General features: G+C 69.6%; 21 protein-coding genes. 11 read left to right on the forward strand and 10 right to left on the reverse strand.

Annotated features, from left to right (window positions below):
- Positions 1-207: 207 nt before the first annotated feature.
- Together AB0302_RS05580 and dnaB are read right to left on the reverse strand one after the other, a co-directional pair.
- Entirely contained in the window at positions 208-1,698 is a 1,491-nt protein-coding gene (locus AB0302_RS05580) for an AAA family ATPase (RefSeq protein WP_366370809.1), read from the reverse strand.
- Between the two features lie 367 nt (positions 1,699-2,065).
- Complete coding sequence (dnaB, locus tag AB0302_RS05585) at positions 2,066-3,454, reverse strand: replicative DNA helicase (protein ID WP_366370810.1); 1,389 nt, start codon at positions 3,452-3,454, stop codon at positions 2,066-2,068.
- A 741-nt stretch (positions 3,455-4,195) separates the two neighbouring features.
- Here dnaB and AB0302_RS05590 point away from each other — a divergent pair.
- Genes AB0302_RS05590 through AB0302_RS05605 form a run of 4 tightly spaced genes read left to right on the forward strand, consistent with a single transcriptional unit; the run spans position 4,196 to position 9,247 of the window.
- On the forward strand, positions 4,196-5,377 hold the full coding sequence (locus AB0302_RS05590; RefSeq protein WP_366370811.1) for a TAXI family TRAP transporter solute-binding subunit: 1,182 nt from the start codon (positions 4,196-4,198) through the stop codon (positions 5,375-5,377).
- Complete coding sequence (locus AB0302_RS05595) at positions 5,374-7,506, forward strand: TRAP transporter permease (RefSeq protein ID WP_366370812.1); 2,133 nt, start codon at positions 5,374-5,376, stop codon at positions 7,504-7,506. The genes AB0302_RS05590 and AB0302_RS05595 overlap by 4 nt, the downstream gene beginning before the upstream one ends.
- A 42-nt stretch (positions 7,507-7,548) precedes the next feature.
- Entirely contained in the window at positions 7,549-8,346 is a 798-nt protein-coding gene (locus AB0302_RS05600; protein ID WP_366370813.1) for an enoyl-CoA hydratase-related protein, read from the forward strand.
- 31 nt (positions 8,347-8,377) lie between these two features.
- Positions 8,378-9,247, forward strand: a complete 870-nt coding sequence (locus AB0302_RS05605) for a 3-hydroxyacyl-CoA dehydrogenase family protein (protein ID WP_366370814.1) — start codon at positions 8,378-8,380, stop codon at positions 9,245-9,247.
- Positions 9,248-9,252: 5 nt separating this feature from the next.
- On the opposite strand, the gene AB0302_RS05610 is transcribed toward AB0302_RS05605, so the two are convergent.
- Positions 9,253-10,158: a LysR family transcriptional regulator gene (locus tag AB0302_RS05610; protein ID WP_366370815.1), complete on the reverse strand. Its 906-nt coding sequence runs from the start codon at positions 10,156-10,158 to the stop codon at positions 9,253-9,255.
- A 149-nt stretch (positions 10,159-10,307) separates the two neighbouring features.
- Between AB0302_RS05610 and AB0302_RS05615 the strand changes: the two genes are divergently transcribed.
- Genes AB0302_RS05615 through AB0302_RS05630 form a run of 4 tightly spaced genes read left to right on the forward strand, consistent with a single transcriptional unit; the run spans position 10,308 to position 14,536 of the window.
- Positions 10,308-11,540, forward strand: a complete 1,233-nt coding sequence (locus tag AB0302_RS05615; RefSeq protein WP_366370816.1) for a CoA transferase — start codon at positions 10,308-10,310, stop codon at positions 11,538-11,540.
- The gene (locus tag AB0302_RS05620) at positions 11,537-12,007 is read left to right on the forward strand and encodes a thioesterase family protein (protein ID WP_366370817.1); all 471 of its coding nucleotides are present in this window, start codon (positions 11,537-11,539) and stop codon (positions 12,005-12,007) included. Before AB0302_RS05615 ends, AB0302_RS05620 begins: the two co-directional genes overlap by 4 nt.
- 44 nt (positions 12,008-12,051) lie before the next feature.
- Complete coding sequence (locus AB0302_RS05625) at positions 12,052-13,296, forward strand: acyl-CoA dehydrogenase family protein (RefSeq protein ID WP_366370818.1); 1,245 nt, start codon at positions 12,052-12,054, stop codon at positions 13,294-13,296.
- Positions 13,297-13,309: 13 nt separating this feature from the next.
- Positions 13,310-14,536, forward strand: a complete 1,227-nt coding sequence (locus AB0302_RS05630; protein WP_366370819.1) for an acyl-CoA dehydrogenase family protein — start codon at positions 13,310-13,312, stop codon at positions 14,534-14,536.
- Positions 14,537-14,546: 10 nt separating this feature from the next.
- On the opposite strand, the gene AB0302_RS05635 is transcribed toward AB0302_RS05630, so the two are convergent.
- Complete coding sequence (locus AB0302_RS05635; RefSeq protein WP_366370820.1) at positions 14,547-15,824, reverse strand: NADH:flavin oxidoreductase/NADH oxidase family protein; 1,278 nt, start codon at positions 15,822-15,824, stop codon at positions 14,547-14,549.
- A 145-nt stretch (positions 15,825-15,969) separates the two neighbouring features.
- On the opposite strand from AB0302_RS05635, the gene AB0302_RS05640 reads away from it, so the two are divergent.
- Positions 15,970-16,410, forward strand: coding sequence for a thioesterase family protein (locus AB0302_RS05640; protein ID WP_366370821.1), 441 nt, complete (start codon positions 15,970-15,972; stop codon positions 16,408-16,410).
- A 78-nt stretch (positions 16,411-16,488) separates the two neighbouring features.
- Here the strand turns inward: AB0302_RS05640 and rimK are convergent, their stop codons facing one another.
- The gene (rimK, locus tag AB0302_RS05645) at positions 16,489-17,754 is read right to left on the reverse strand and encodes a 30S ribosomal protein S6--L-glutamate ligase (RefSeq protein ID WP_248116775.1); all 1,266 of its coding nucleotides are present in this window, start codon (positions 17,752-17,754) and stop codon (positions 16,489-16,491) included.
- A 26-nt stretch (positions 17,755-17,780) separates the two neighbouring features.
- On the opposite strand from rimK, the gene AB0302_RS05650 reads away from it, so the two are divergent.
- The gene (locus tag AB0302_RS05650; RefSeq protein ID WP_248116773.1) at positions 17,781-18,320 is read left to right on the forward strand and encodes a RimK/LysX family protein; all 540 of its coding nucleotides are present in this window, start codon (positions 17,781-17,783) and stop codon (positions 18,318-18,320) included.
- A gap of 89 nt (positions 18,321-18,409) precedes the next feature.
- On the forward strand, positions 18,410-19,600 hold the full coding sequence (locus tag AB0302_RS05655) for a succinylglutamate desuccinylase/aspartoacylase family protein (RefSeq protein ID WP_366370871.1): 1,191 nt from the start codon (positions 18,410-18,412) through the stop codon (positions 19,598-19,600).
- 122 nt (positions 19,601-19,722) lie between these two features.
- On the opposite strand, the gene rplI is transcribed toward AB0302_RS05655, so the two are convergent.
- From rplI to AB0302_RS05680, 5 genes are all read right to left on the reverse strand, one after another.
- A complete protein-coding gene (gene rplI, locus AB0302_RS05660) occupies positions 19,723-20,187 on the reverse strand; it encodes a 50S ribosomal protein L9 (RefSeq protein ID WP_366370822.1) in 465 nt (154 codons plus the stop codon).
- A 22-nt stretch (positions 20,188-20,209) separates the two neighbouring features.
- A complete protein-coding gene (gene rpsR / locus AB0302_RS05665; RefSeq protein ID WP_002857788.1) occupies positions 20,210-20,449 on the reverse strand; it encodes a 30S ribosomal protein S18 in 240 nt (79 codons plus the stop codon).
- Positions 20,450-20,654: 205 nt separating this feature from the next.
- On the reverse strand, positions 20,655-21,281 hold the full coding sequence (locus AB0302_RS05670) for a single-stranded DNA-binding protein (protein WP_298714566.1): 627 nt from the start codon (positions 21,279-21,281) through the stop codon (positions 20,655-20,657).
- Positions 21,282-21,339: 58 nt separating this feature from the next.
- A complete protein-coding gene (gene rpsF / locus AB0302_RS05675) occupies positions 21,340-21,645 on the reverse strand; it encodes a 30S ribosomal protein S6 (RefSeq protein WP_248116767.1) in 306 nt (101 codons plus the stop codon).
- Positions 21,646-21,975: 330 nt separating this feature from the next.
- Complete coding sequence (locus AB0302_RS05680) at positions 21,976-22,941, reverse strand: hypothetical protein (RefSeq protein WP_366370823.1); 966 nt, start codon at positions 22,939-22,941, stop codon at positions 21,976-21,978.
- Between the last annotated feature and the right edge of the window lie 263 nt (positions 22,942-23,204).

Genomic DNA, 23,204 nt, shown 5'->3' on the forward strand with positions numbered 1-23,204 from the left:
CGATCACGGACCAGACCTCGTCCGAGATGACATCACGCGACATGTCCTCAGACTCGCGCATTCACGTCCCCGACTCCTTTAGCAACACGCCCTAGCAGCCGTGTCGGCCAGCGCTCATGGGGCGATTTCCCCAGCCTGCAGCGTCATGAATACCACCCAGCAAGTATCGGGCGTCGAGCATTCAGCCCGCCTCACGATTCGCTCGGATTAAACATTCTCAATATTCGCCATCCTAATGAAGTCAATCAAGCCCAGAACATTTTCGCGAAGGTCATGCGGAAAAGTGCCGGGCGGCCAGTTTGAAACGACCTCGCGGGCGATTAGCACCTTATTGGGTGAAATGTGCTCGACCCTACCACCTCGCCCGGAATTAATAACCAACGGGGAATCCCATTTTGTTTCGGGTGGACAATACGTCCCGCGCGGATGCACCTTTGCGACGGCCTCAACGAGTACATCTCGCGGGACATAATTCTCTATTGTCCGACATCCCGTTACCCATGCCAGTCCAGTCGAGGATGGTTCATTGAACTCCTCGACAATGCGCTTCTTTGTGGCGTTAAGCCTAGATTGCGCACTCGTCCTGTCACTGTCAATAACAATCGAGGACCAACGATTCAGCCTCCGCAACGAGATGAAGTCTTCCGCGCCGTCATCTCGGCCATCCCCCTCACTCGAGTCATGCCCCGTTAGGTGTTTCACAAGACCACCACCATAGAACATGACAGAGTAGTGTACACCCTCAATAAACTGACCCGGTGCTAGCACCTCAATCCACTTCCGGATGTATATGCGATCCGATGGACCCTCAACCCAGATGACCGCATTTGCTTGAATGAAATCGGAAGGGCGGTATCCCAGATCATGACAGATTGCAGCAACTTCCGGACCTGAACTTGCAGTTCGACATACTGTACCCTCGAGTTCGTCATGCGTGACATGAAAGACTCTAGCGCCAGGGTGATCCAAAAACTGAGCCGAGTGGGTCGCGATCAAATATTGATTACTAGTCTTCTCATCCAGGAATTTAATGAGCTTCTTCTGCAAGATTGGATGCAGATGAAGCTCCGGCTCCTCCATGCAGATTAGGCTGTCGCTAACCAGAGTAGAGGCCGCTGCAATGATTACAACCTGATGGACCCCTGTTCCTAGATTAATCAACGGAAGAACGCGGGCGCCCTGGCTCACCTGAAGTTCAGTTCTGTCTGCAGAGATCTTGATCTCAACAGATGAATCGTCCAGCACGCTTCGTGCAAAATCGTTAATCGCGTCAAACTTAGGCCGATCTCGCGCGTAGTTCTGGCTAACCGGCCGCTCAAGTGAGGCAAGGTGCTCAACCAGGTTGACACCATTAAGTGACGATGCGATTTCGACATCGCTAGCACCAGGTTCGACTCTAATTTGACGAAATGCATCAATGGTGTACACAGGGGGAAAATTCAAAGGGAAAACCTTATCCAGAACCCGCCGAACGTCATCTCCCTCGAAGCCGCCGGAAGTACCAGTCATCCACATCGAAGCGGAATTCCAGCTAATCCGAGGCACGCGTCGCGGCAGTTCGATCCCTGAAGCGGCCTGCGCGAATTCACCATCAAGGGTCCATCGCTGAGATTCGTAAGGATTGGCATTATCTGGCAGGGAGTATTTGAGCCATACTTCACCCCCTTCCACGGGGTGGAAAATGGGATCGCTGAACATATACTCAAGGCTTGATATGTCACCACCCCTCGTCATAGTCGAGAGATGACGACCGTCAGGAGCAGGGTAAGCTATAAACAAACCCCTCCCCGGGCCATCTGGAATTGGGTTATCATCCCACGCAAAGGGGGTGAATTTTGATCTCAAATAGCCTTGTACGAAGCGTAGGAAGTTCGACTTCCCGGAGTTATTCATTCCGGCAATTATGTTTATTTTTCCCAGGGGTCCTATAAATTGGGGGTCTCGGATGCTTCGATACCCGGCAATGCCCAGCCCGAGGAGAAAGTTCTCCTTACTCATTCCACCCCCTGTACTCTTTGTGACAAATTAAGGAAGAAAAATATTCTACGTGCACCCGAGCGCTTGATTAAAATCCTCCGCCACCACCCGCATCACTTGCCAGGTTCGAGAACCGAGAGTAGTGCCCCTGGAACCCCACCACAATGGTCTTCGTGGGGCCGTTGCGGTGCTTCGCCACGATCAGGTCGGCCTCGCCGGCCCGCGGGGACTCCTTGTCGTACACGTCCTCGCGGTGCAGCAGGATCACCATGTCCGCGTCCTGCTCGATGGAGCCGGACTCGCGCAGGTCGGACACCTGCGGCCGCTTGTCCGTGCGCTGCTCGGACCCACGGTTCAACTGGCTCAACGCGATCACCGGCACGTCCAGCTCCTTGGCCAGCAGCTTCAGGGCGCGCGAGAACTCGGCCACCTCCTGCTGGCGGCTCTCCACCTTCTTGCCCGAGCTCATGAGCTGCAGGTAGTCCAGCACCACCATCTTGAGGTTGTTGCGCTGCTTGAGCCGGCGGCACTTCGCGCGGATCTCCATCATGGTCATGTTCGGGGAGTCGTCGATGAAGAACGGCGCCTCGTTCAGCCGCCCCACCGTCGCCGCGATCTTGGACCACTGGTCGTCCCGGATGGTGCCCTTGCGCAGGTCCTGCAGCGCGATCGTCGCCTCAGCGCTCAGCAGGCGCATCGCGATCTCGTTCTTCCCCATCTCGAGGCTGAAGAACACGGTGGCCATGTTGTGGTGGATCGCCGCGGCCCGCGCGAAGTCCAGCGCGAGCGTGGACTTGCCGACGGCGGGGCGCGCCGCGATCACGATCATCTGCCCGCCGTGCAGGCCCTGCGTCAGCTCGTCGAAGTCGTAGAAGTCGGTGGGCACGCCGGTCATGCCCTCGCCCTGGTTGCCCGCGGCCTCGATCTCGTCGACCGCGTGCTCCATGATCTCGGAGAGCTGGACGTAGTCCTCGGACTGGCGGTTCTCCGCCACCTTGTAGATCTCGGACTGGGCCTCGTTGACGATCTCCTCGACCTCGCCGTCGCCCTGGTAGCCCAGCTGCGTGATCTTGGTGCCGGCGCCCACCAGGCGCCGCAGGATGGCCTTCTCGGCCACGATCGCCGCGTAGAAGTTGGCGTTGGCCGCCGTCGGGACGGACTGGATGAGCTCGTGGAGCACGGCGGGGCCGCCCACGCGGCTCAGCTCCTGGCGCTTGTTCAGCAGGTCCGCCACGGTGACGGCGTCGGCGGGCTCGCCGCGGCCGTAGAGGTCGATGATCGCCTCATAGATCATCTCGTGGCTGGGGCGGTAGAAGTCATGGCCGCGCAGCAGCTCCACCACGTCCGCGATCGCGTCCTTGGAGAGCATCATGCCGCCCAGCACCGAGCGCTCCGCCTCCAGGTCCTGGGGCGGGAGGAACCGCTCGGTGGAACGGCCGCCGTCGTAGGAGCCCGAGTCTCCGTAGTTGTCCGTCACTGCGGAGACTCCCTTCCCCGGCCCCCAACGACGGCGGCCCCCATGGCCGGCGCGCGCCGGCCCCTGATCCTGCTGGTCCCCACGGTGAACCGCCGCACCCACCTGCGGGAGGCGGATGCGGCGGCCCCCGGCCGCGACGATCATGCAAGCGGATGCGCGCCTGGCTCGAGGGCCTGGGGCCAATACCCGCTCTCGCGTTGGGGATACTTCGGGACACTACGCGCGGTCAGGAGGCCGGGCAAGCACGTTGTCCACAGGCAGTGTGGACAACGGGTGGATTCTGCGGCGTGTCGTGTGGACGCCCTGGGGACGGCGCTGTGGACAGCCCTGTGACGCCTCCCAGAATCGGCGCCTGACCTGGCGTTTTCCTATCCCCACGACTGTGGAGAAGAAAATTCTTCCGCATCTGGAGAGCGCGGAGTCGACTTGACAGAGGCCCCCCTTGCCCCCCCGTCTCTCCCCTCTGGCAACGGCGGTTTGCCCGCATTCCATCCACACCGTCCACATCTGTGGACAAACACTGTGGACAAACCCGCCTGACCTGGGGAGAGCCAGCTTGACACCTCCTGTTAACCCGGAGGGCACTTCGGCACCGCCCGGGCGGCGACGGCGGCCCGATGCGCGACACCGTTGGAACTCATTCCTATTTCGCATCAATAGCCCTCTTATGTGGCACGGATCACTCCCGGTATGCATCAATGGCGGAACCTTCTCCACTCCCCCGCAGTGAACGGATCCCCCATGGCCCTGTCTCGACGCCGTTTCATCCTGAGCAGCGGTGCGGCCGCGGCGCTGACCGCCGTGACCGGCTGCGCCCCCACCGACGGCACTCAGCAGTCCGTCTGGTCGACCTACGGAGTCGGCACCGGCACCTACAACGACCTCGCCGCCGTCGCGAACACGCTCACCCAGGTCAACGGGCGCCAAGTCCGCCTCATGACCTCGTCGACCGGCATGGGCCGCATGGCGCCTCTCATCAACGGCACAGCCGACCTCGCCCGCAGCGGCGACGAGTACTTCTACGCCTTCGAGGGCGATGACGAGTTCTGCTCCTCCCAGTGGGGACCCCAGCCGATCCGCCAGGTCTGGAGCCCGCGGGGCAACTACGGCGTGCTGGTCCGCAAGGACAGCGGCATCGAGACCGTGGAGGACCTCAGGGGTCGCAACTATCCCAACCTGGTGGGCGCCACCTCCATCAACCGCAAGCTCGAGGCCTTCCTGAACTACGGCGGCCTCACCCGGGCGGACACCAACCTGGTCAATGTCAGCTACGCGGGCCAAGTGGAGGCGCTCAAGACGGGACAGATCAACGCGCTGTACCAGAACGTCGTCGGGTCCAACATCGAGGAGCTCGCCTCCCAGTACCCGGTGCGGTGGCTGGACCTCAGCAGCGACGACCCCTCACGCTTCGCCTCATGGAAGCGCCTGGCCCCCATCGCCAGACCGGGGCGGTTCACGGACGGCGCGGGCCTGGCTGAGGGCGAGTCCGCCGTCAACATGCAGTACTCCATCCCCCTGGCGACCGTCGCCGCGCGCCCGGCCGACGAGGTGACGACGCTCGTGACCCAGATCCACGAGAACTTCGACAAGTACAGGACCGCGACGCAGGACGCCAAGATGTTCGCCCTCGACAAGATCATGTTCACGCCCATGGTGGTCCCGTTCCACGAGGGGGCGATCGCATTCTTCAAGGACAAGGGCGTCTGGACGCCGCATCTGCAGCGGCGCCATGAGGCTCTGCTCGACCGAGAGGGCCGGCTCAAGGAGGCCTGGCCCGTCTTCCTCGAGGCCCATGACGAGGTGGAGAAGGCCGCTCAGCAGTGGTTCGACTGGAAGCAGGAGAACCTCCCCGACCTGCCCCCCGTGGAAGACCTTCCGGAGGACGACGCCACTTCGACCGACAGCCAGGAGGCTGACGCATGAGCCACATCGCGACCACCGCAGAGGCCGACGGCCACGTGGCCGAAGGCACGGACATCGGCTCCATCGCCGATGCGAACGCGGTGACGAGTCAGAATCCGCGCCTCACCCCCTTCTGGATCGCCGTCACCGTGGTCCTGACCGTCCTGGGCGTGCTCGTCACCATGAACCAGGTGTTCTTCTGGCGGCTCGGCGGAGTCACCCTCCTCCAGAACGCGTTCCTGTACCTCCTCCTGGCCTGCTTCCTCCCAATCGTGTTCATCATGACGCCGGCCGTGAAGCCCAAGACGCGCCAGGACGACGTCGCGGAGGGGACGCCGCCCGGCACCGGGGCGCTCAGGATCCTCGAGGCCGAGGGGATGCTCCAGGCGCAGCGACGCGGCGTCCCCCTCTACGACGTGGTGCTGATGCTCCTGGTCGTGGCCTCCTGCCTGTACTTCGCCGTGAACGGCGTGGACATCCAGCAGTACGGCTGGGAGTGGAACTCCCCCACGATCGCCACGGTCCTCGCCGTCGTGTTCTGGGCCCTGATCGTGGAGGTGCTGCGCCGGGCCGCCGGGTGGATCGTCGCCGCCCTGGCTCTGGCCTTCTCGCTCTACCCCATCATCGCGGGGCAGATCCCGATCGGGATCCTGCAGGGCATCGACTACGACGTCCTCACCCTCGCCCAGATCCACTCCATGGGCACCGAGTCGATCCTCGGCATGCCCCTGCAGGCAGCCGGCACCCTCCTCGTCGGCTTCCTCCTGTTCGGCACCGTGCTCCAGCACACGGGCGGCGCGGACTTCTTCCACAGCCTCTCCATGGCCGTCTTCGGCCGGTATCGCGGCGGTTCCGCCAAGGTCGCCGTGACGTCGTCCGCCGCCATGGGCATGATGTCCGGCTCCGCCGTGTCCAACGTGCTGACCACCGGCCCCATGACCATCCCCGCCATGATCCGTTCCGGCTTCACCCCCCGCGTGGCCGGCGCCGTCGAGGCCACGGCGTCCTCCGGCGGCTCCATCACCCCGCCCATCATGGGCACGGCCGCCTTCCTCATGGTGTCCTTCGTCGGCGTGCCCTACACGTCCATCCTGGTCGCCGCCACCATCCCCGCCTTCCTGTACTTCTTCGGCATCTTCCTCCAGATCGACGCCTACGCGGCGGTGCACGGGCTCAGGGGCACCCCCCGGCACCTGCTGCCGCGCCTGGGACGCTCCCTGGTCCAAGGCTGGCCGTACCTCGGCGCCCTGACGGTGCTCACGGGGCTGCTCTTCATCCTCGACTCGGAGGCCCAGGTGCCCTTCTGGGTGGTGGGTCTCCTCATCCTGATCGCCGTCCTCAGCCCCCGCGTGGCGATGACCCGCCGCGCCTGGCTCGACATGATCGTGGACTGCGGCAGGACGCTCGGGCAGATCATCGGCATCATCGCCGGCGTCGGCCTCATCCTCGGCGGCCTGACCGCGACGGGCGTCGCCCTGTCCCTCTCGCGCGACCTGGTGGCCCTCGTGGGCGACAACGTGATCCTCCTGCTGATCGCCGGCGCCGCCGTGTGCTTCGTGCTCGGCATGGGCCTGACGATCTCCGCGGCCTACGTGTTCCTGGCCATCGTGATGGTCCCCGCGGTCATCGCGCTCGGCGTGGACCCCATCGCGGCGCACCTGTTCGTCATCTATTGGGCCTCGGTCTCCTACATCACCCCGCCCGTCGGGCTGGCGGCCTTCGCGGCCGCCGGCATCTCGAAGGCCTCCCCCATGGCCACCTGCTTCGAGGCCATGCGCCTCGGCGCGGTGAAGTACATCGTGCCCTTCGGCTTCGCCCTGAACCCGGCCCTCGTGGCCCAGGCGGGGACGGGGGAGATCGTCCTGGCGTTCGTGTTCAGCCTCATCGCCGTCTACGCGATCGCCGGCGCCCTCGGCGGCCACCTCGCCTTTGTGGAGCGGCGGGTCCCGCTCTGGGCCCGCGTGGCGCTGGCCGTCAGCGGTTTCCTCATGTTCCTCCCGCAGATGTGGATCACCCTCCTCGGCCTGGGCCTCACTGCGGCCGTCATCCTCGTGGTCCGCCTCACCGTGCCGGGGGACCGGCCGGCCGGGCTCGCAGACGGCCCCGATCCCGCGGGCGCGCTGGCGGCGCGTGGGCCCGCCCGGCCCTGACCCGGCCCACCCCCGTCCTCCCACCCTGAAGGAGCCCCCGCCATGACCGACCCCCAGCCCACGAACGCCGACGAGCAGGACCTCGTGCTGCTCACCGCCTTGGACGGCATCGGCGTGATGACCGTCAACCGACCCGAGGCCCGCAACGCGATGGATCAGGCCGTCCAGGCAGCCGTCCGGCAGGTCCTGGACGAGGTCGAGCGACGCGACGACATCCACGTGCTGATCGTCACCGGTGCCGGGGACAAGGCGTTCGTCGCCGGTGCGGACATCCGGGAGATCACCTCACGCGGCCCCCTGGACGGACTCGCCGGGCGCATGCAGGGCCTGTACGCGCGCCTCGCCGCCATGGAGACCCCCACCGTCGCCGCCGTGAACGGCTACGCGTTCGGCGGGGGCTGCGAACTGGCGATCGCCTGCGACGTCCGCATCGCCTCAGACCGGGCGCAGTTCGCCCTCCCCGAGACCGGGCTGGGGATCCTCCCCGCCGCAGGCGGGACCCAGCGCCTCGCCCGGCTGGTCGGCGTGGGGAATGCGACCGAGATGATCCTCACCGGACGCCGCGTCCCGGCCGAGGAGGCCCTGCGCATGGGCCTGGTCACCGCCGTCACGCCCCCCGAGGAGCTCATGGCCCGGGCCCGGGAGACCGCCGAGGCGATCGCCGCCCGCGGGCCACTGGCCAACCGCCTGGCCAAGACCGTCCTCGAGCGCGCCTTCGACTCGGACCGCGAGACCGGGCTGCTCCTCGAACGCCTGGCGGTCGGCATTCTCTACGCCCACACGGAGCGCGACGAGGGCACCGCGGCGTTCTTCGAGAAGCGCGCACCCCGGTACCGGTGACACCCGATCAACAGCACAGGAAGGCCACTCCATGAGCACCGACATCCGCACCGTCGTCGTCCTCGGCGCCGGCACCATGGGATCCCAGATCGCCGCCGTCGCAGCCCTCGCGGGCTACACCACGGCCCTCGTGGACATCCGTCAGGAGCAGCTGGACCACGCGCGCGCCCAGCTGCGCTCCCGCCTGGACCGGGACGTGGAGAAGGGCCGCCGGACCCGCGCCGACGTCGACGCCGCCTGGGAGCAGCTCACCCTGACGACCGACCGGGACGCCGTGGCCGCGAGCGCGGACCTCGTCATCGAGGCGGCCGTCGAGGACCTGAAGATCAAGCGGTCCATCTTCGCGGAGCTGGACCGTGTGTGCCCCCCACACACCCTGCTCGTGACGAACTCCTCCAACATCGTCTCCTCGCGCGTGGCCGACGCCACCGATCGCCCGGAGAAGGTGTGCAACCTGCACTTCTTCAACCCGGCCCTCGTGATGGCGTGCGTCGAGGTGGTGCCGCACGAGACCACCGCCCCCGAGACGGTGGACGCCGCCACGGCCTTCGTCGAGTCCCTGGGCAAGACCCCGGTGCGGCTGAAGCGCGAAGTCCCCGGCTTCGTGGCCAACCGCCTGCTGAACGCCCTGCGCCGGGAGGCCGTCGGCCTATACGAGGACGGCGTCGCGGACTTCAAGGACATCGACCTCGCGGCCAAGACGGCCCTGGGCCATCCCATGGGACCCTTCGAGCTGATGGACCTGGTCGGCATTGACGTCGTCTACCTCATACGCCTGGCCGAGTACGAGCAGACCGGAGACCCGTCCGCCCTGCCGGCACGCTCCGTCAAGGAGAAGTACGAGGCTGGGGACTTCGGCCGCAAGACGGGCCGCGGCTGGTACGAGTACCCCGGCGCATGAACGCCTCAGTCGCCCTCGCGCGGCGGGGAGAACAGTGCCGCGGCGATGCCCGTGACGCGCTGGACGGCGCGGTTGGCCTCGTGATCGCGCCAGATCAGTCGCACGTCCAGGGGCGGTCCCCCCGCCTCGATCGCCAGCCACGACACGCCGTCCGCCCCCACGTTGTCCCGGACCGAGTCCAGGGTGAGCGCCACGCCCACCCCGGCGTCGACGAGCAGGATCTGCGTCCACGAGTCCGGCGCCTGCTCCCGGATCCTGGGGACGAAGCCCGCGGCGCGGGCGAGGCTCTGCAGCCGGTTGGTCAGCGCCGACGTCGGCCCACCGGGCAGGACGATCCAGTCCGCATCCGCCAGGGCGGCCATGGACACCGACGAGGCCCCGGCGAGCGGGTGGCCCCGGGGCGCCGCCACGAGAAGCGTCTCGCGGGCGACGACGTAGGAGCGCACCTCCGCGGGCAGGTAGTCCCAGCGCCCGAGGCACAGGTCGAGCTCCCCGCTCAGCACGTGCTCGAGACCCTGCGGGGAAAACTGGGAGCTGTGCAGCTCCAGGCGCACGCCGGGACACCGGGCCCGCACCTCGCGTGCCAGGCGGGCGACGCTGCGGTTGATGGACGCCCCGGCGAAGCCCAGCCGCACGAGGCCCGTCTCCCCCGTCACGGCGCCCCGGACGACGTCGCGCGCGCGGTGGGCCACCGCCACGAGCTCGCGGGCCACGTCGACCAGGGCGACCCCCGCGGGGGTGAGGGACACGTGCCGGGTGCTGCGGTCGAACAGCACGGCCCCGACATCGGTCTCCAGGCTCTTGATGAGGCGGCTCAAGGCCGGCTGGGCCATGCGCAGCCGCAGCGCGGCGCGGCCGAAGTGCAGCTCCTCAGCGACCGCGAGGAACGCCTCGGCGTGATGGACGTCCATCAGACCACCTCTCTGCGACGCACCGTGGGTACACGAATTGATGCGTCCGGCGAATATATCAAGCGTCCAATATGTATTGGACGGGATCCAATCACACTGCTTTGGTGGTGTCCTGCATGTGCTGCACATCACAGAGAGGAGAGCATGGCATGAACGCCCTCGATCCCGGACGCCCGGGGGAACGACGCCCCCTCGACGGCGTCGTCGTCGCCGACTTCTCCCGCGTGCTCGCCGGCCCCTATGCCACCATGCTGCTGGCAGACATGGGCGCCACCGTCATCAAGGTCGAGTCGCCGGCCGGGGACGACACACGCCTGTGGATGCCTCCGGAGCGTGACGGGATCGGCACGTACTACCTCTCGGTGAACCGCAACAAGCACTCCATCGTCCTGGACTTCTCGGACGAGGAGGACCTGGCCACGGCGTACGCGATCCTCGATCGCGCCGACGTCTTGGTGGAGAACTTCAAGCCGGGCGGACTGAAGCGCTTCGGGCTGGACGCGGAGACCGTCGCCCACCGGTGGCCGCAGCTCATCCACACGACGATCACCGGATTCGGCACCGCGGGCGGCGCGTCCATGCCCGGCTACGACCTCCTCGTCCAGGGCATGTCCGGATTCATGCATGTGACCGGCCATCCCGACGGCGATCCCCAGCGAGCGGGCGTGGCGATCTTCGACGTCGTCACCGGCCTGCATGCCGCGGTCGGCATCCTGGCGGCCCTCGTCGAGCGGGGCCGCAATGCAGATGCCGGAGGGCAGCACGTCGAGCTCAACCTCCTCTCATCCGCCCTGTCCGGCCTGGTGAACCAGACGACGGGGTATGCGGCCGCGGGGAACAACCCCCAGCGCCTGGGCAACGACCACCCCAGCCTCTACCCTTACGGCCCCTTCCCCACCGCCGAACGCGACCTCATCATCTGCGTGGGCAACGAGAGCCAGTTCTCCCGCCTGACGGCCTGCCTCGGCCTCCCCGAGCTCGCCGCCGACCCGCGCTTCCGCTCCGTACGGCTGCGCAACGAGAACCGGGACGAGCTGCGCGCGCTGATGGTCGAAGCCCTCGCCGGGCACGATGCGGACCACTGGTTCGCCGCCCTGCAGTCCGTGGGCGTCCCCTGCGCACCGATCCTCGACATCGCCGACGGCGTGGAGCGGGCCGCCGATCTCGGCCTCGAACCAGTCGTCCAGGTCGGGTCCCCCGAGACCCGCCAGGTCCCGCTCATCCGCAATCCGGTGTCCTTCAGCCGGACCCCCGTCGCCTACCCGAAGGCGCCTCCGCACCTGGGCGAGGACGACGACGCGGTCCGCTCCTGGCTCGCGACGACCCCAGCCCGCGCTGCGCGGCTGGCCACGGCCGGGCCCCGGACCGAAGGGGAAGCATGAGCGGCCCCGACGCCCCCGGCTGGTTCGAGTGCCCGCTGCCGGTCCGCTGGTCCGACCAGGACCTCTTCGGACACGTCAACAACGCGCGCATCGTCACCCTGCTCGAGGAGCTGCGCGTCACGGCCTTCCGGGAACGGATGGACTGGAGGCCCGACCGACGGGTCCCCCGCGTCCTGCGGACCCTGAACGTCGACTACCGGCGGCCCGTGCACGACGTGGACCCCCTCACGGGGCGGCTGTGGATCTCCCGCATCGGCCGCAGCTCCTTCGTGGTGCAGCACGCCCTGCACCAGGCGGGACGGCCCGTGGTCACGGCGGAGGCGGTGCTCGTCCAGCTCCACCCCGACCAGTCCGGTTCACGGCCCCTCGACGACGACGCCCGCGCGTCCCTCGTGCGGATCCTCCGGCCCGACGTGACCGCCCACGCGGAGGCGGACGCCGAGGAGCACCACGCCTCCAGCGCCTGACCACCCCGCCGCACCTCGCACCACCCCCGACAGGAGACGCCGACATGACCGACCGACCCGCCCTCATCGACCACCCCGACTTCTTCCTCCTCGACGAAGACCTGGACGACCGGGCCCGCGGGGTCCGCGACCGCGTGCGCGCCTTCGCGATGGAGCACGTGGAGCCCGTCATCAACGAACACTGGGAGCGCGCGGAGTTCCCCGCGGGGATCCTTCCCGCGCTGCGGGACACCGGCATCGTGGGCACCTACATCCAGGGCTACGGCTGCCCGGGGATGTCCCGCCTCGAAGCAGGCCTCGTGGCCCGGGAGATGGGCCGCGTGGACGGCTCCGTCAACACCTTCCTGGGCGTCCACGCGAACCTCGGCATGGGCTCCATCTACATCCTGGGCAACGAGGAGCAGCGGCAGCGCTGGCTCCCGTCGATGGCCCGGCTGGAGAAGACCGGCGCGTTCGCCCTGACCGAGCCCGCGCACGGCTCCGACTCCGTGTCCCTCGAGACCTCGGCCCGACGGGACGGGGACGCGTGGGTCATCGACGGCCACAAGCGCTGGATCGGCAACGGCGCCGCGGGAGACGTGGTCGTCCTCTACGCCCGGGATGAGGCGGACGGCCAGGTCAAGGCGTTCGTGGTCGAGAAGGACGAGGACGGCCGCTACCCGGACGGCTACTCCCCCGAGGTGATCACCGGGAAGGTCGCCAAGCGCGCCATCCACCAGGCGGACATCCGCATCGAGGGCCTCCGCATCAAGGAGGAGGACCGCCTCGCACGCTGTGAGTCCTTCGCCGGCGTGAACCGCGTCCTCAAGGCGACGCGAGGCGGGGCCTCGTGGGAGGCCCTCGGCCACGGGATGGCCGCCTTCGAGATCGCCGCCGGCTACGCGCTCGAGCGCGAGCAGTTCTCCGCGCCGATCGGCTCCTACCAGCTCGTGCAGGAGAAGCTGGCCACCATGCTCTCCGACCTCGTGTCCATGCAGCTCATGTGCCGGCGGATGGCAGAGCTCGCCGAGCAGGAGCGCCTCTCGGACGCCATGGCGTCCCTGGTGAAGATGACCACGTCGCGGAAGGCCCTGGCCATGTGCCGGGAGGCCCGGGACATGCTGGGGGGTCAGGGGCTGCTGCTGGAGAACCACATCGCGCGGCACATGACGGACATGGAGGTCGTGTCGACCTATGAGGGCACGGACTCGATGCAGGCGCTGATCGTGGGTCGTGAGATCACCGGCATCTCCGCCTTCACTCGGAAGAGCAGGACGCCCCGCCCCACCGACGCCGCCCGTTCCCACTGAGAGGACCACTCCCATGACCACCCCCTTCCACACCGAGTCCGACTCCTTCTTCGGCCGCGTCGACGTCGTTGGCCTCGACGCCCTGTTCTCCGACGAGGAGAAGGCCACCGCGCTGGCCGTGCGCGCCTTCGTGGACGAGCACATCCGCCCACACATCGCCTCCTGGTACGAGGACGCCGTGTTCCCGCGGGAGATCGTCCCGGAGCTGGGCCAGCTCGGCGTGCTGGGCATGCCCTACGCCGGCTACGGCTGCCCCGGGCGCTCGGCCGTGGAGTACGGCCTGGCCGCCCAGGAGCTCGAGGCTGGCGACTCCGGCCTGCGCACCTTCGTGTCCGTGCAGGGCTCGCTGGCCATGGGCGCCATCCACAAGCACGGCTCCGAGGAGCAGAAGAACGCGTGGCTGCCCCGCATGACCAGGGGCGAGGCCGTGGGCTGCTTCGGCCTCACCGAGCCCGCCGCGGGCTCGGACCCGGCCGGCATGCTCACCACGGCCCGGCAGGAGCCGGGCGGGGACTGGGTGCTCAACGGCACCAAGCGGTGGATCGGGCTGGGGACCATCGCGGACGTCGCGATCGTCTGGGCGCAGACCGGCGAGCACGGGGACGGCCGCGGCGTGCGCGGCTTCGTGGTCCCCACGGACACCCCCGGCTTCACCGCCGAGGCCATCACCGGCAAGCTGTCCATGCGGGCCTCCATCCAGACCGAGCTGCACCTGGAGGACGTCCGCCTGCCCGCGGACGCGATCCTCCCGGCCGACTCCGCCGTCGGGCTCAAGGGCCCGTTCCAGTGCCTCAACGAGGCCCGCTACGGGATCATCTGGGGGGCGATGGGCGCCGCCCGCGACTCCTTCGACGCGGTGCTGGACTACACGATGGGGCGGAAGCAGTTCGGCGCTCCCCTGGCCTCCTACCAGCTGACGCAGGCGAAGCTCGCGGACATGGCCGTGGCGATCGGCAAGGGCTACCTGCTGGCCCACCAGATCGGCCGCGCGAAGGACGCCGGGCCGCTCACGCCGGCCATGATCTCCGCGGGCAAGCTGGACAACTGCCGCGTGGCCATCGGGATCGCCCGCGACGCCCGCGAGATGCTCGGCGGCAACGGCGTCACGCTGGAGCACTCGCCGCTGCGGCACGCGAACAACCTCGAGTCCGTGCGCACCTACGAGGGCACGGACGAGGTCCACCAGTTGACCCTGGGCCGGCACCTCACGGAGATCGGGGCGTTCGCGCACCGGGGCTGAGCCGTCCCCCTCACCCCCGCCGCGGGCTGAGCGCCGCCGGGCCGTGCTGCCGCACCATGTGGACCAGCGGTGCGACGGCGCTCATCCGATCCTGCGGCTCGAGCCCCTTCCCCAGCCGGGCCAGCTGCAGCTCGTACCAGGGCAGGGCCAGTGCCGGCCCGAGCGTGGAGTCCACGGCGGCGAGGCCGGTCCTCACGCGCGGCAGCTCCACCTCGATCTCCTGCCCCGCGATCGCCCGGGCGGCCAGCTCCGGCTCGATCACGAACGGCCGGGCCAGGCCCACGATGTCGGTCACCCCGTCCGCGAGCGCCGCCGCCATCGTCGCCGCGGAGCGGAATCCGCCGGTCAGCATGACGGGGACGTCGGTGACGTCCCGCAGGCGGCGGGCGTACCGCTCGAAGTACGTGCCGCCGTCGTTGTTCCCGCCCATCATGGCGGGGCTGGTGTAGGAGCCGCCGGAGACCTCGAGGAGGTCCAGGCCCAGCTCGCCCATGCGCTGGGCCACCCGCCGCGAGTCCTCCTCGGTGAGGCCGCCCTCGGAGAAGTCGGAGGAGTTGAGCTTGAGGCCGATCGGGAAGCCGTCCCCGAGCTCCTCGCGCAGCGCGGCGTAGATCTCCACGAGGAAGCGCATGCGCCCCTCGAGGTCCCCGCCGTAGCGGTCCGTGCGGCGGTTGGCCTCGGGCGAGAGGAACTGGTTGACGAGGTAGCCGTGCGCACCGTGGATCTGCACGCCGGTGAAGCCCGCGGCCCGGGCGTGGGCGGCCGTGACGGCGAACCGCTCCACGATCCCGCGCACCTCCTGCGTCTCCAGGGCGCGGGGCATGCCGAAGAAGCGGCCCGCGGAGCCGCCGAGGGGCACCGCGCTCGGGGCGGCGGGCGTGCGCATCACGGACTTCGGCGCCTGCCGGCCGGGATGGTTGAGCTGCATCCACAGGTGCGCGCCGCCCTGAGTGCCGGCCTCGGCCCAGCGGCGCAGTGCGGCCGCGTGCCGGCCGTCCTCCACCGCCACGTTGCCCGGCTCGCCCAGGGCGTGCGCGTCCACCATCACGTTGCCCGTGATCAGCAGGCCCGCGCCGCCGCGCGCCCAGCGCCCGTAGACCCGCTCGTGGGCCACGGTGGGGGCGAGGTCCCTGCCCGCGAGCGCCTCGCTCATGGCGGACTTGGCGATGCGGTTCTTCAGCACGGCCCCGCTCGGCAGGGTCAGCGGGGCGCCGAGGCGGGCGCCGGCGGCGCGGGGATCAGTCGTGGGAGCGGAGTCGGGAGTGGGGGCAGGGGTCGCGTCGGTCATGCCCCCACCCTGGCACGCGGCACCCGCACCGGGCACCCGGCGACGACGGCGTCGGCCGGCCCGGGCGTTCCTCTCCCGCTCGGCGTAGCGTCGCCCCTGACGACCCGCCCGTCCGGGCGCCCGCCGACCCTCAGGAGTGCCGCGCATGAGCACAGCCCACGATCCCGCCCCCTTCGAGACGGAGCTGCAGCTGCGCTGGTCGGACCAGGACGCCTACGGCCACGTGAACAACGGACGGCTGGTCACGCTGGCGGAGGAGGCCCGGGTGCGCGCGCTGGCCGATTGGGCCTACCCCCTCACGCCGGGCAGCGGCGCGCTCGTGGTCCGAACGCTCCACCTCGAGTACCTGCGCCCCGTGCACTACGCCCCCGCGCTGACGGCCCGGGTCTGGGTCTCGCGGATCGGCACCACCTCGTTCGTGCTGCAGCACGCGCTCATCCAGGACGGCGCCGTGACCGTGACCGCCGAGGCCCTGATGGTGCATCTCACCGCGGACATGAGCGCCACCGCGCCGCTGTCCCCGACCCTGCGGGAGGCCTTCGAGGCGGTGCACCGCCCCGGGGTGAGCGCCGCGCAGGACCTCTGACGGGACGACGGCGCCGCACCGTCCGGGCGTGAACTGCTCCCGGACGGTGCGGCGCCGTCGTCGTGCCCGGGAGGGCCCTCAGGCGTCCGAGCCGGTGCCCGGATCCGTGGCGGACAGCGCGGGCGCGGCCGGCGCGGCGGCCGCCTCCTCGGCCACGGGCTCGAGGATGGGGTTCTCCGGCAGCTTCCGCACCTTCTTCGGGCGCCGCGAGCGCGCCGGGATGAGCGAGCGCATGTTCTCCAGCTTGCCGAAGCACAGCAGGCGGTCGCCCTCCTCGAGCACCTTGGAGTCGGCGGGGTTGGGGAACACGGACGTGCCGCGGTGCAGCGTGAGCACCTGGACGTCCTTGGCCAGCAGTCCCGAGTCCTCGATGCTCTCGCCCACCATCTCCGAGCCCGCGTGCACCGCGACCTCGGCCACCCCGTAGCCGCGGGAGACGGAGAGGCGCTGGCGCACGTCGATGTCCGGGAAGCCGGCCTGGTCCGCGATGTAGTCCACGATCGCGCCAGCCACGTCCAGCTCGGTGGCCGCCTCGATGCCCTGCAGGCCGGGCGAGGAGTTGACCTCCATGACCAGTGGCCCGTCCGTGCCCTCGAGCATGTCCACGCCGGCCACGCGCAGACCCATGATGTGGGCGGCGCGCAGGGCGGTCTCCTCGTACTCGGGCGTGAGCTCCACGCGCTCCACGGACCCCCCGCGGTGCACGTTGGAGCGGAACTCGTCCCCCTGGGCGCTGCGGCGCATGGCCGCCACCACGCGGTCCCCCACCACGAGCGCGCGGATGTCCTTGCCCTTGGACTCCTCCACGAACCGCTGGATGAGCACCTGCTGGTTCGTGCCGTGGAGCGTCTCGATGATCGCCTCGGCCACCTTCTTCGTGGGGGCCAGGATCACGCCGATGCCCTGCGTGCCCTCGAGCAGCTTGATGACCACGGGGGCGCCGCCCACCATGTCGATCGCGGACGACACCTCGCCACGGTTGCGCACGAACACCGTGGCCGGCATGGCGATCTGGTGGCGGGAGAGGATCTGCGTGGCTCGCAGCTTGTCCCGCGAGTTCATGATGCCGGCGGCCGTGTTGGGCGTGTAGACGTCCATCTGCTCGAACTGGCGCACGACGGCGGTGCCGAAGTAGGTGACCGAGTTGCCGATGCGCGGCAGCACGGCGTCGTAGGAGGAGAGGGGACGGCCACGGAAGGTCAGGTCCGGCTCCTCCGTGGAGAGGTCGATGCCGAAGCGCAGCGTGTCCAGCACCTTCACGTCATGGCCGCGCTCGAGGGCGGCGGACTTGAGGCGCTGGGTGGAGTAGGCGCGCGGGGAACGGGAGAGGATCGCGAGCTTCATCGGGTGTTCCTGCGAAGATGGGTCACGTGACCGAATCTAAGCACACGCAGGTGTCCATCCCCGCAGGTGTCCACACCGGTCACGACGGCGGCGCAGACGCCCCCGGCGCCCGCGTCGGCTGGCGTGAGTGGGTGGGCCTGCCCGGGGCACAGACGCCATGGATCAAGGCGAAGATCGACACCGGCGCCCGCACCTCCGCGCTGCACGCCTTCGGCATCCGCCGGTTCGAGCGCGAGGGCGGCGACTGGGTCCGCTTCGAGGTGCACCCGTGGCAGACCTCCGCCGCGGACGCACGGGTGGTCGAGATGCCGATCGCCGACGTGCGCGCCGTCCGCTCCTCGAACGGGAACGTCCAGGACCGCATCGTCGTCGTCATGCCGCTCACGCTCATGGGCCGCACCGTGCAGGCCGAGGTCACGCTGACCCACCGCGACGAGATGGGCTTCCGCATGCTCGTGGGCCGCACCACCCTCGCCGCCGCCGGGCTCCTGGTGGACCCGGCCGCCTCCTACCTGGGCGGCCAGCCGCCGCGCGGCGTGCGCCGCCGCAACCGGGGCGCGCTGTGAGCGCACCCGGCCGCCACGACGGCGACGCGCCCCTCGCGGAGCCCACCCGGGCCCCACGCGGCCGGCGGCGCACCCGCGAGTCCTTCCGCCTGGGCGAGGTGGAGGTGCGCCCCGGGCACCGCCGCGAGGTCTCCCTGCCGATCTCCCGCCTGGTCACCGGCGCCGAGGTCACCCTTCCCGTGCACGTGCTCCACGGCCGGCACGACGGCCCCACGGTGTGGGTGTCCGCCGCGATCCACGGGGACGAGGTGGTGGGCATCGAGGTCATCCGCCGCGTGCTGCAGCGCCTCTCCCCCGGCCGGATGCGCGGCACGCTGCTGGCCGTGCCGATCGTCAACGTGCTGGGCGTGATGGCCGGGGACCGCTACCTCCCGGACCGCCGGGACCTGAACCGCTCCTTCCCCGGCGCGGCCCGCGGCTCGCTCGCGGCCCGGATCGCTCACCTGATGATGACGCAGATCATCAGCCGCTGCGAGGTGGGGATCGACCTGCACACCGGCGCCGACCGCCGCTCCAACCTCCCGCAGATCCGCTGCGACCTGGAGGACCGGCGCACCCGGGAGCTCGCCGAGGCGTTCGGTGCGCCCGTGCTCTTCCACGCCAAGCTGCGCGACGGCTCGCTGCGCGCCGCCGCCCGGGAGACCGGCGCGCGCGTGCTCCTCTACGAGGCCGGCGAGGGCTGGCGCTTCGACGAGTACGCGATCGCCCCCGGCGTGGACGGCGTGCTGCGCGTGCTCACCGCGCTCGGCATGGTCGACGGCGGAGACGTGGGCGTGGCCCTGCCCCCGGCGTCGGCCGAGGACGCGGCCCAGGCGGCCGACGTCGTGGTGCCCCTCGGCGACGCCACCACCGACGTCCCCGAGGCCCTCGACGCGATGGGCGAGGACGCGGAGATCGTGCACGCCAGCGTCGTGGACGGCGAGCAGGACGCGCCCCTGACCGTGTGGCACTCCAGCTGGGTGCGGGCCCGCGCCGACGGCCTGCTGCACCTCGAGGTCACCCTGGGCCAGCAGGTGCGGGCCGGGGAGAGCATCGGCGCGCTCTACAACTCGTTCGGCCGGCGGCTCTCGGACGTGAAGGCGGAGCTGTCCGGCGTGGTGATCGGCCGCACCGAGGCCCCGCTCGTGCACCGCGGGGACGCGCTGGTGCACATCGGCGAGCTCGGCGGCCGGCCCGGCTCCACGTTCCCCACCCCCGACGGCGGCCGGCGCCTCCCCTCGCGCGTCGCCGAGGGCGACCCGGAGGCCGCACGGCGCTCCACCGAGGACGACGAGGGCTGACACCGTCCGGAGGTGCGGGCGTCTCGTCAGGATGGGGGGACGACGACGCCCCGGCCTGCTCGAGCGAGCGGACCGGGGCGGCGTCGGGGTGATCGGCGAGCCGATCGGTCAGAAGCGGATGATCACTTCTTGGAGGCCTTGGCGGCGACGACCTGCAGGTCGATCACGGCCACGACGTCCTCGTGCAGGCGCACGTGGGCCTGGTGGGTGCCCACGGACTTGATGTGGGCCGGCAGGGTCACGGTGCGCTTGTCGATGGAGCCGAGGCCGGCGGCCTCGACGGCCTCGGCCACGTCCGCGGCCTGGACGGCGCCGAACAGGCGGCCGCCCTCACCGGCGGTGCGCTCGAGCTTCACCGTGGCGCCCTGGAGCTTGGCGGCCAGGGCCTGCGCGTCCTCCAGGTTGGCCACGGCGCGCGCGGCGCGGGCGTTCTGCATGGACTCGACCTGCTTCTCCCCGCCCTTGGTCCACACGGTGGCGACACCGCGCGGGAGCAGGTAGTTGCGGGCGTACCCGTTCTTGACCTCGACCACGTCACCGGAGGCGCCGAGGCCGGCGACCTCCTGGGTCAGGATGAGCTTTGCCATCTGTCTTCCTTCCTCTGCTCGATCAGCCGCGGCCAGCGCCGGCGTAGGGCAGCAGGGCCACCTCACGGGCGTTCTTGACGGCCTGGGCGATCTTGCGCTGCTCCTGGACGGTCACGCCGGTCACGCGGCGAGCGCGGATCTTCCCGCGGTCCGAGATGAACTTGCGCAGCAGGGCCACGTCCTTGTAGTCGATCTCCGTGATCTTGGCGGCCTTGAGCGGGTTGGACTTGGGTTTGGGCTTGCGGAGTTCAGCCTTCGCCATCGTGGTGCTCCTCAATGTTCTCTGGAGCCCGCAGAACGGTTCTGCGGGATGGGATCACGCGGCGACCCGGAGGGGCCGCTGCCGCGTGAGAGGCGCCCCGGCGGTGCCGGGGTGCTCGGGGTGGTCCGCCGGGGGGCGGGCCTCCGGGCGCCGTGCGCCCGGACGGAAGTCGTCTCGGTGTCCTTCGGTCCCGTGGCGGGACGGCTCAGAACGGAGGCTCGTTAGAGGAGGGGGTGTCCCATCCTCCGCCGCCGCCGCTGCCGGCCCAGGGGTCCTGCGGAGCAGCGTTGGCGCCGCCCTGCTGACCGCCCCAGCCGCCGCCCTGCTGACCGCCGCTCTGCTGACCGCCGCCGAAGCCGCCGTCGTTGGAGCCGCCGCCGGCGTTGCCGCCGAAGCCGGAGCCGCCCTGCTGGGGACCGCCGAAGCCGCCGCCCTGCTGGCCGCCACCGAACCCACCGCCGCCGCCGCGCTGAGAGCGCGTGACCTTGGCCGTGGCGTACTTCAACGAGGGGCCGATCTCGTCCACGTCCAGCTCGTAGCTGGTGCGCTTGTTGCCCTCGCGGTCGTCGTACGTGCGCGCCTTGAGGCGGCCCTGGGCGACCACGCGAGTGCCCTTGGTGAGGGTCTCGGCCACGTTCTCGGCGGCCTCACGCCAGATCGACGCGCGGAGGAACAGGGTCTCCCCGTCCTTCCACTCGTTGGTCTGACGGTCGAACGTGCGCGGGGTGGACGCGATCGTGAAGTTCGCGACCGCCGCACCGTTCGGGGTGAAGCGCAGCTCGGGGTCGGCGGTGAGGTTGCCGACCACGGTGATGACGGTTTCTCCGGCCATGGTCACTCCTGGTGTTCGCGGGAACGGGCGGGTGGTCAGGACACCCGGACGAACGAGGTCACTCGGCGGTGACCTTCTGCTCCTCGGGACGGATGATCTTGGTGCGCAGGATCGTCTCGTTGATGTTCAGAAGACGGTCCAGCTCCTGGGTGGCGGCCGGCTCCGAGTGGAAGTTGACGACCACGTAGATGGCCTCGGACTTCTTCTGGATCTCGTAGGCGGTCTTGCGACGGCCCCACACATCGACATTGTCGATGGTGCCGCCAGCGTTGGTGACGACCTCAAGGTACTTCTTGAGGGTCGGCTCCACGGTGCGCTCGTCGACCTCAGGGTCGATCAGCACCATCAGCTCATAAGCACGCATGCGAACCCACCTCCTCTGGGCTTGCGGCCACGGTCTCTCCGTGGCAGGAGGTTCTGTGCTTGTCCCCGCGTGGGTGTCCGCGCTCTTCGGCGGCACGCAGGGAACCAATCGAGTCTAGCAGGTGCCGGCACCGATCCGCCGGGCACCAATCAGTCTGGCACCGATCAGCCGGGCACCGATCAGCCGGGGACCGCTCAGCTGGGCGCAGTACTGCCAGGTAACGCCGGGGGTTACTTGGCAGTACTGCGCCCAGCTGATGGGTGCTCCGCTCATGACTGCCCCGCACCTGACGACAGCGCTCCGACCGCGCCCATCTCATGCGTCTCCTGCTCATGCGTGGCCCCGCTGCCGAAGAAGCCGGGCCACCCGCTCCACGAAGCGCGGCCACTCCGCGAGGCCGAAGACCTCCTTGTCCACCCGCAGCACCTCGACGCCCGCATCCCGCAGCTCCTCGTCGCGGCGCATGTCCCGCCGGTACTGCGCGGCGTGGGTGAAGTGGTGCTCCCCCTCGTACTGGATCGCCAGGCGAGCGCGCTCGTAGAACAGGTCCACCGACGTGGACTGCAGGACCCGCCCCAGGGCGTCGCGCAGGAGCACCACCGGGGGATTCACCTCAGGCTCCGGCAGCCCTGCCTCGACGAGACGGAGCCGCAGTCGCGTCTCCTGCGGGGAGTCCGACCCCTCCCGGACCCGCTCGAACACCTCTCCCATCACGCTCCACCGGCGCAGGCCGCGCCACTCCTCCGCGCCCTGCCACATCGCCGTGCGACTCGCCAGCGGGTGCCTCCATCCCCTCGGCAGGCTGCCGCGGGGGCCGTCGGCCCGGCGCAGGAGCGAGTCCCCGGCCACCACCAGGTCCTCCACGGGCAGACCGCTCGCGGTGAGATCGGCCCACGTGCGGACCGGACTCGTCACGGAGTAGGCGTCGTCGTCCTGCCCCAGCGTGATGACATGCCGCTCCGGGTCCAGGCGCAGCCGGTGGCCGTGCGCGCCCTTCACCCGCGGCTGGGCTCCGGGCCGCACGCGTGAGAGGTGCGGCCGCACCTGGCCGCCATGAGGGAGCCAGATCCCCCACACGGCGGCAGCGGTGTTGTGACTGAGGACCAGGCTGCGGTCGTGCCGAGCATGCGCGATCGCGGTCTGCAGGGGGTCCGGTGGGGATCCCCGACGACGGCGCAGCCCGCGGCCGGCGGCCTCCAGGTCGCTCCGGCGCGCTCGGCTCGTCGTCAGACCTGCCGTCACCGCGCGGTCGACGGGGAACACGGACTCGGGCAGGGCGTCGAGAGGATCACTCACTCCCGCAGTGAAGCGCGGCGCAGCGCCTCGCCGGCATGCCCGCGGCCCATCTGTGCACAGGAATCCGGCCCGCGGAGCCGGTGCAGGAGCCGACGTCGAGGGCTCCAGGTCTCCCCACCGGCAGATCGGATGGCGGGATGCTCCGCCGAACGGACCGCCGAAGGGACCGCCGTGCAGGTCGATGGACGGGTGGCCTTACGGGTGGCCGTACGGGTGGCTGGACGCACCGCCGGCCAGCCGCCCACTAGCTGGGCGCAGTACTG

This window comes from Micrococcus sp. NPDC078436, assembly GCF_040702705.1.
In the GTDB taxonomy this organism is placed as follows: Bacteria; Actinomycetota; Actinomycetes; order Actinomycetales; family Micrococcaceae; genus Micrococcus.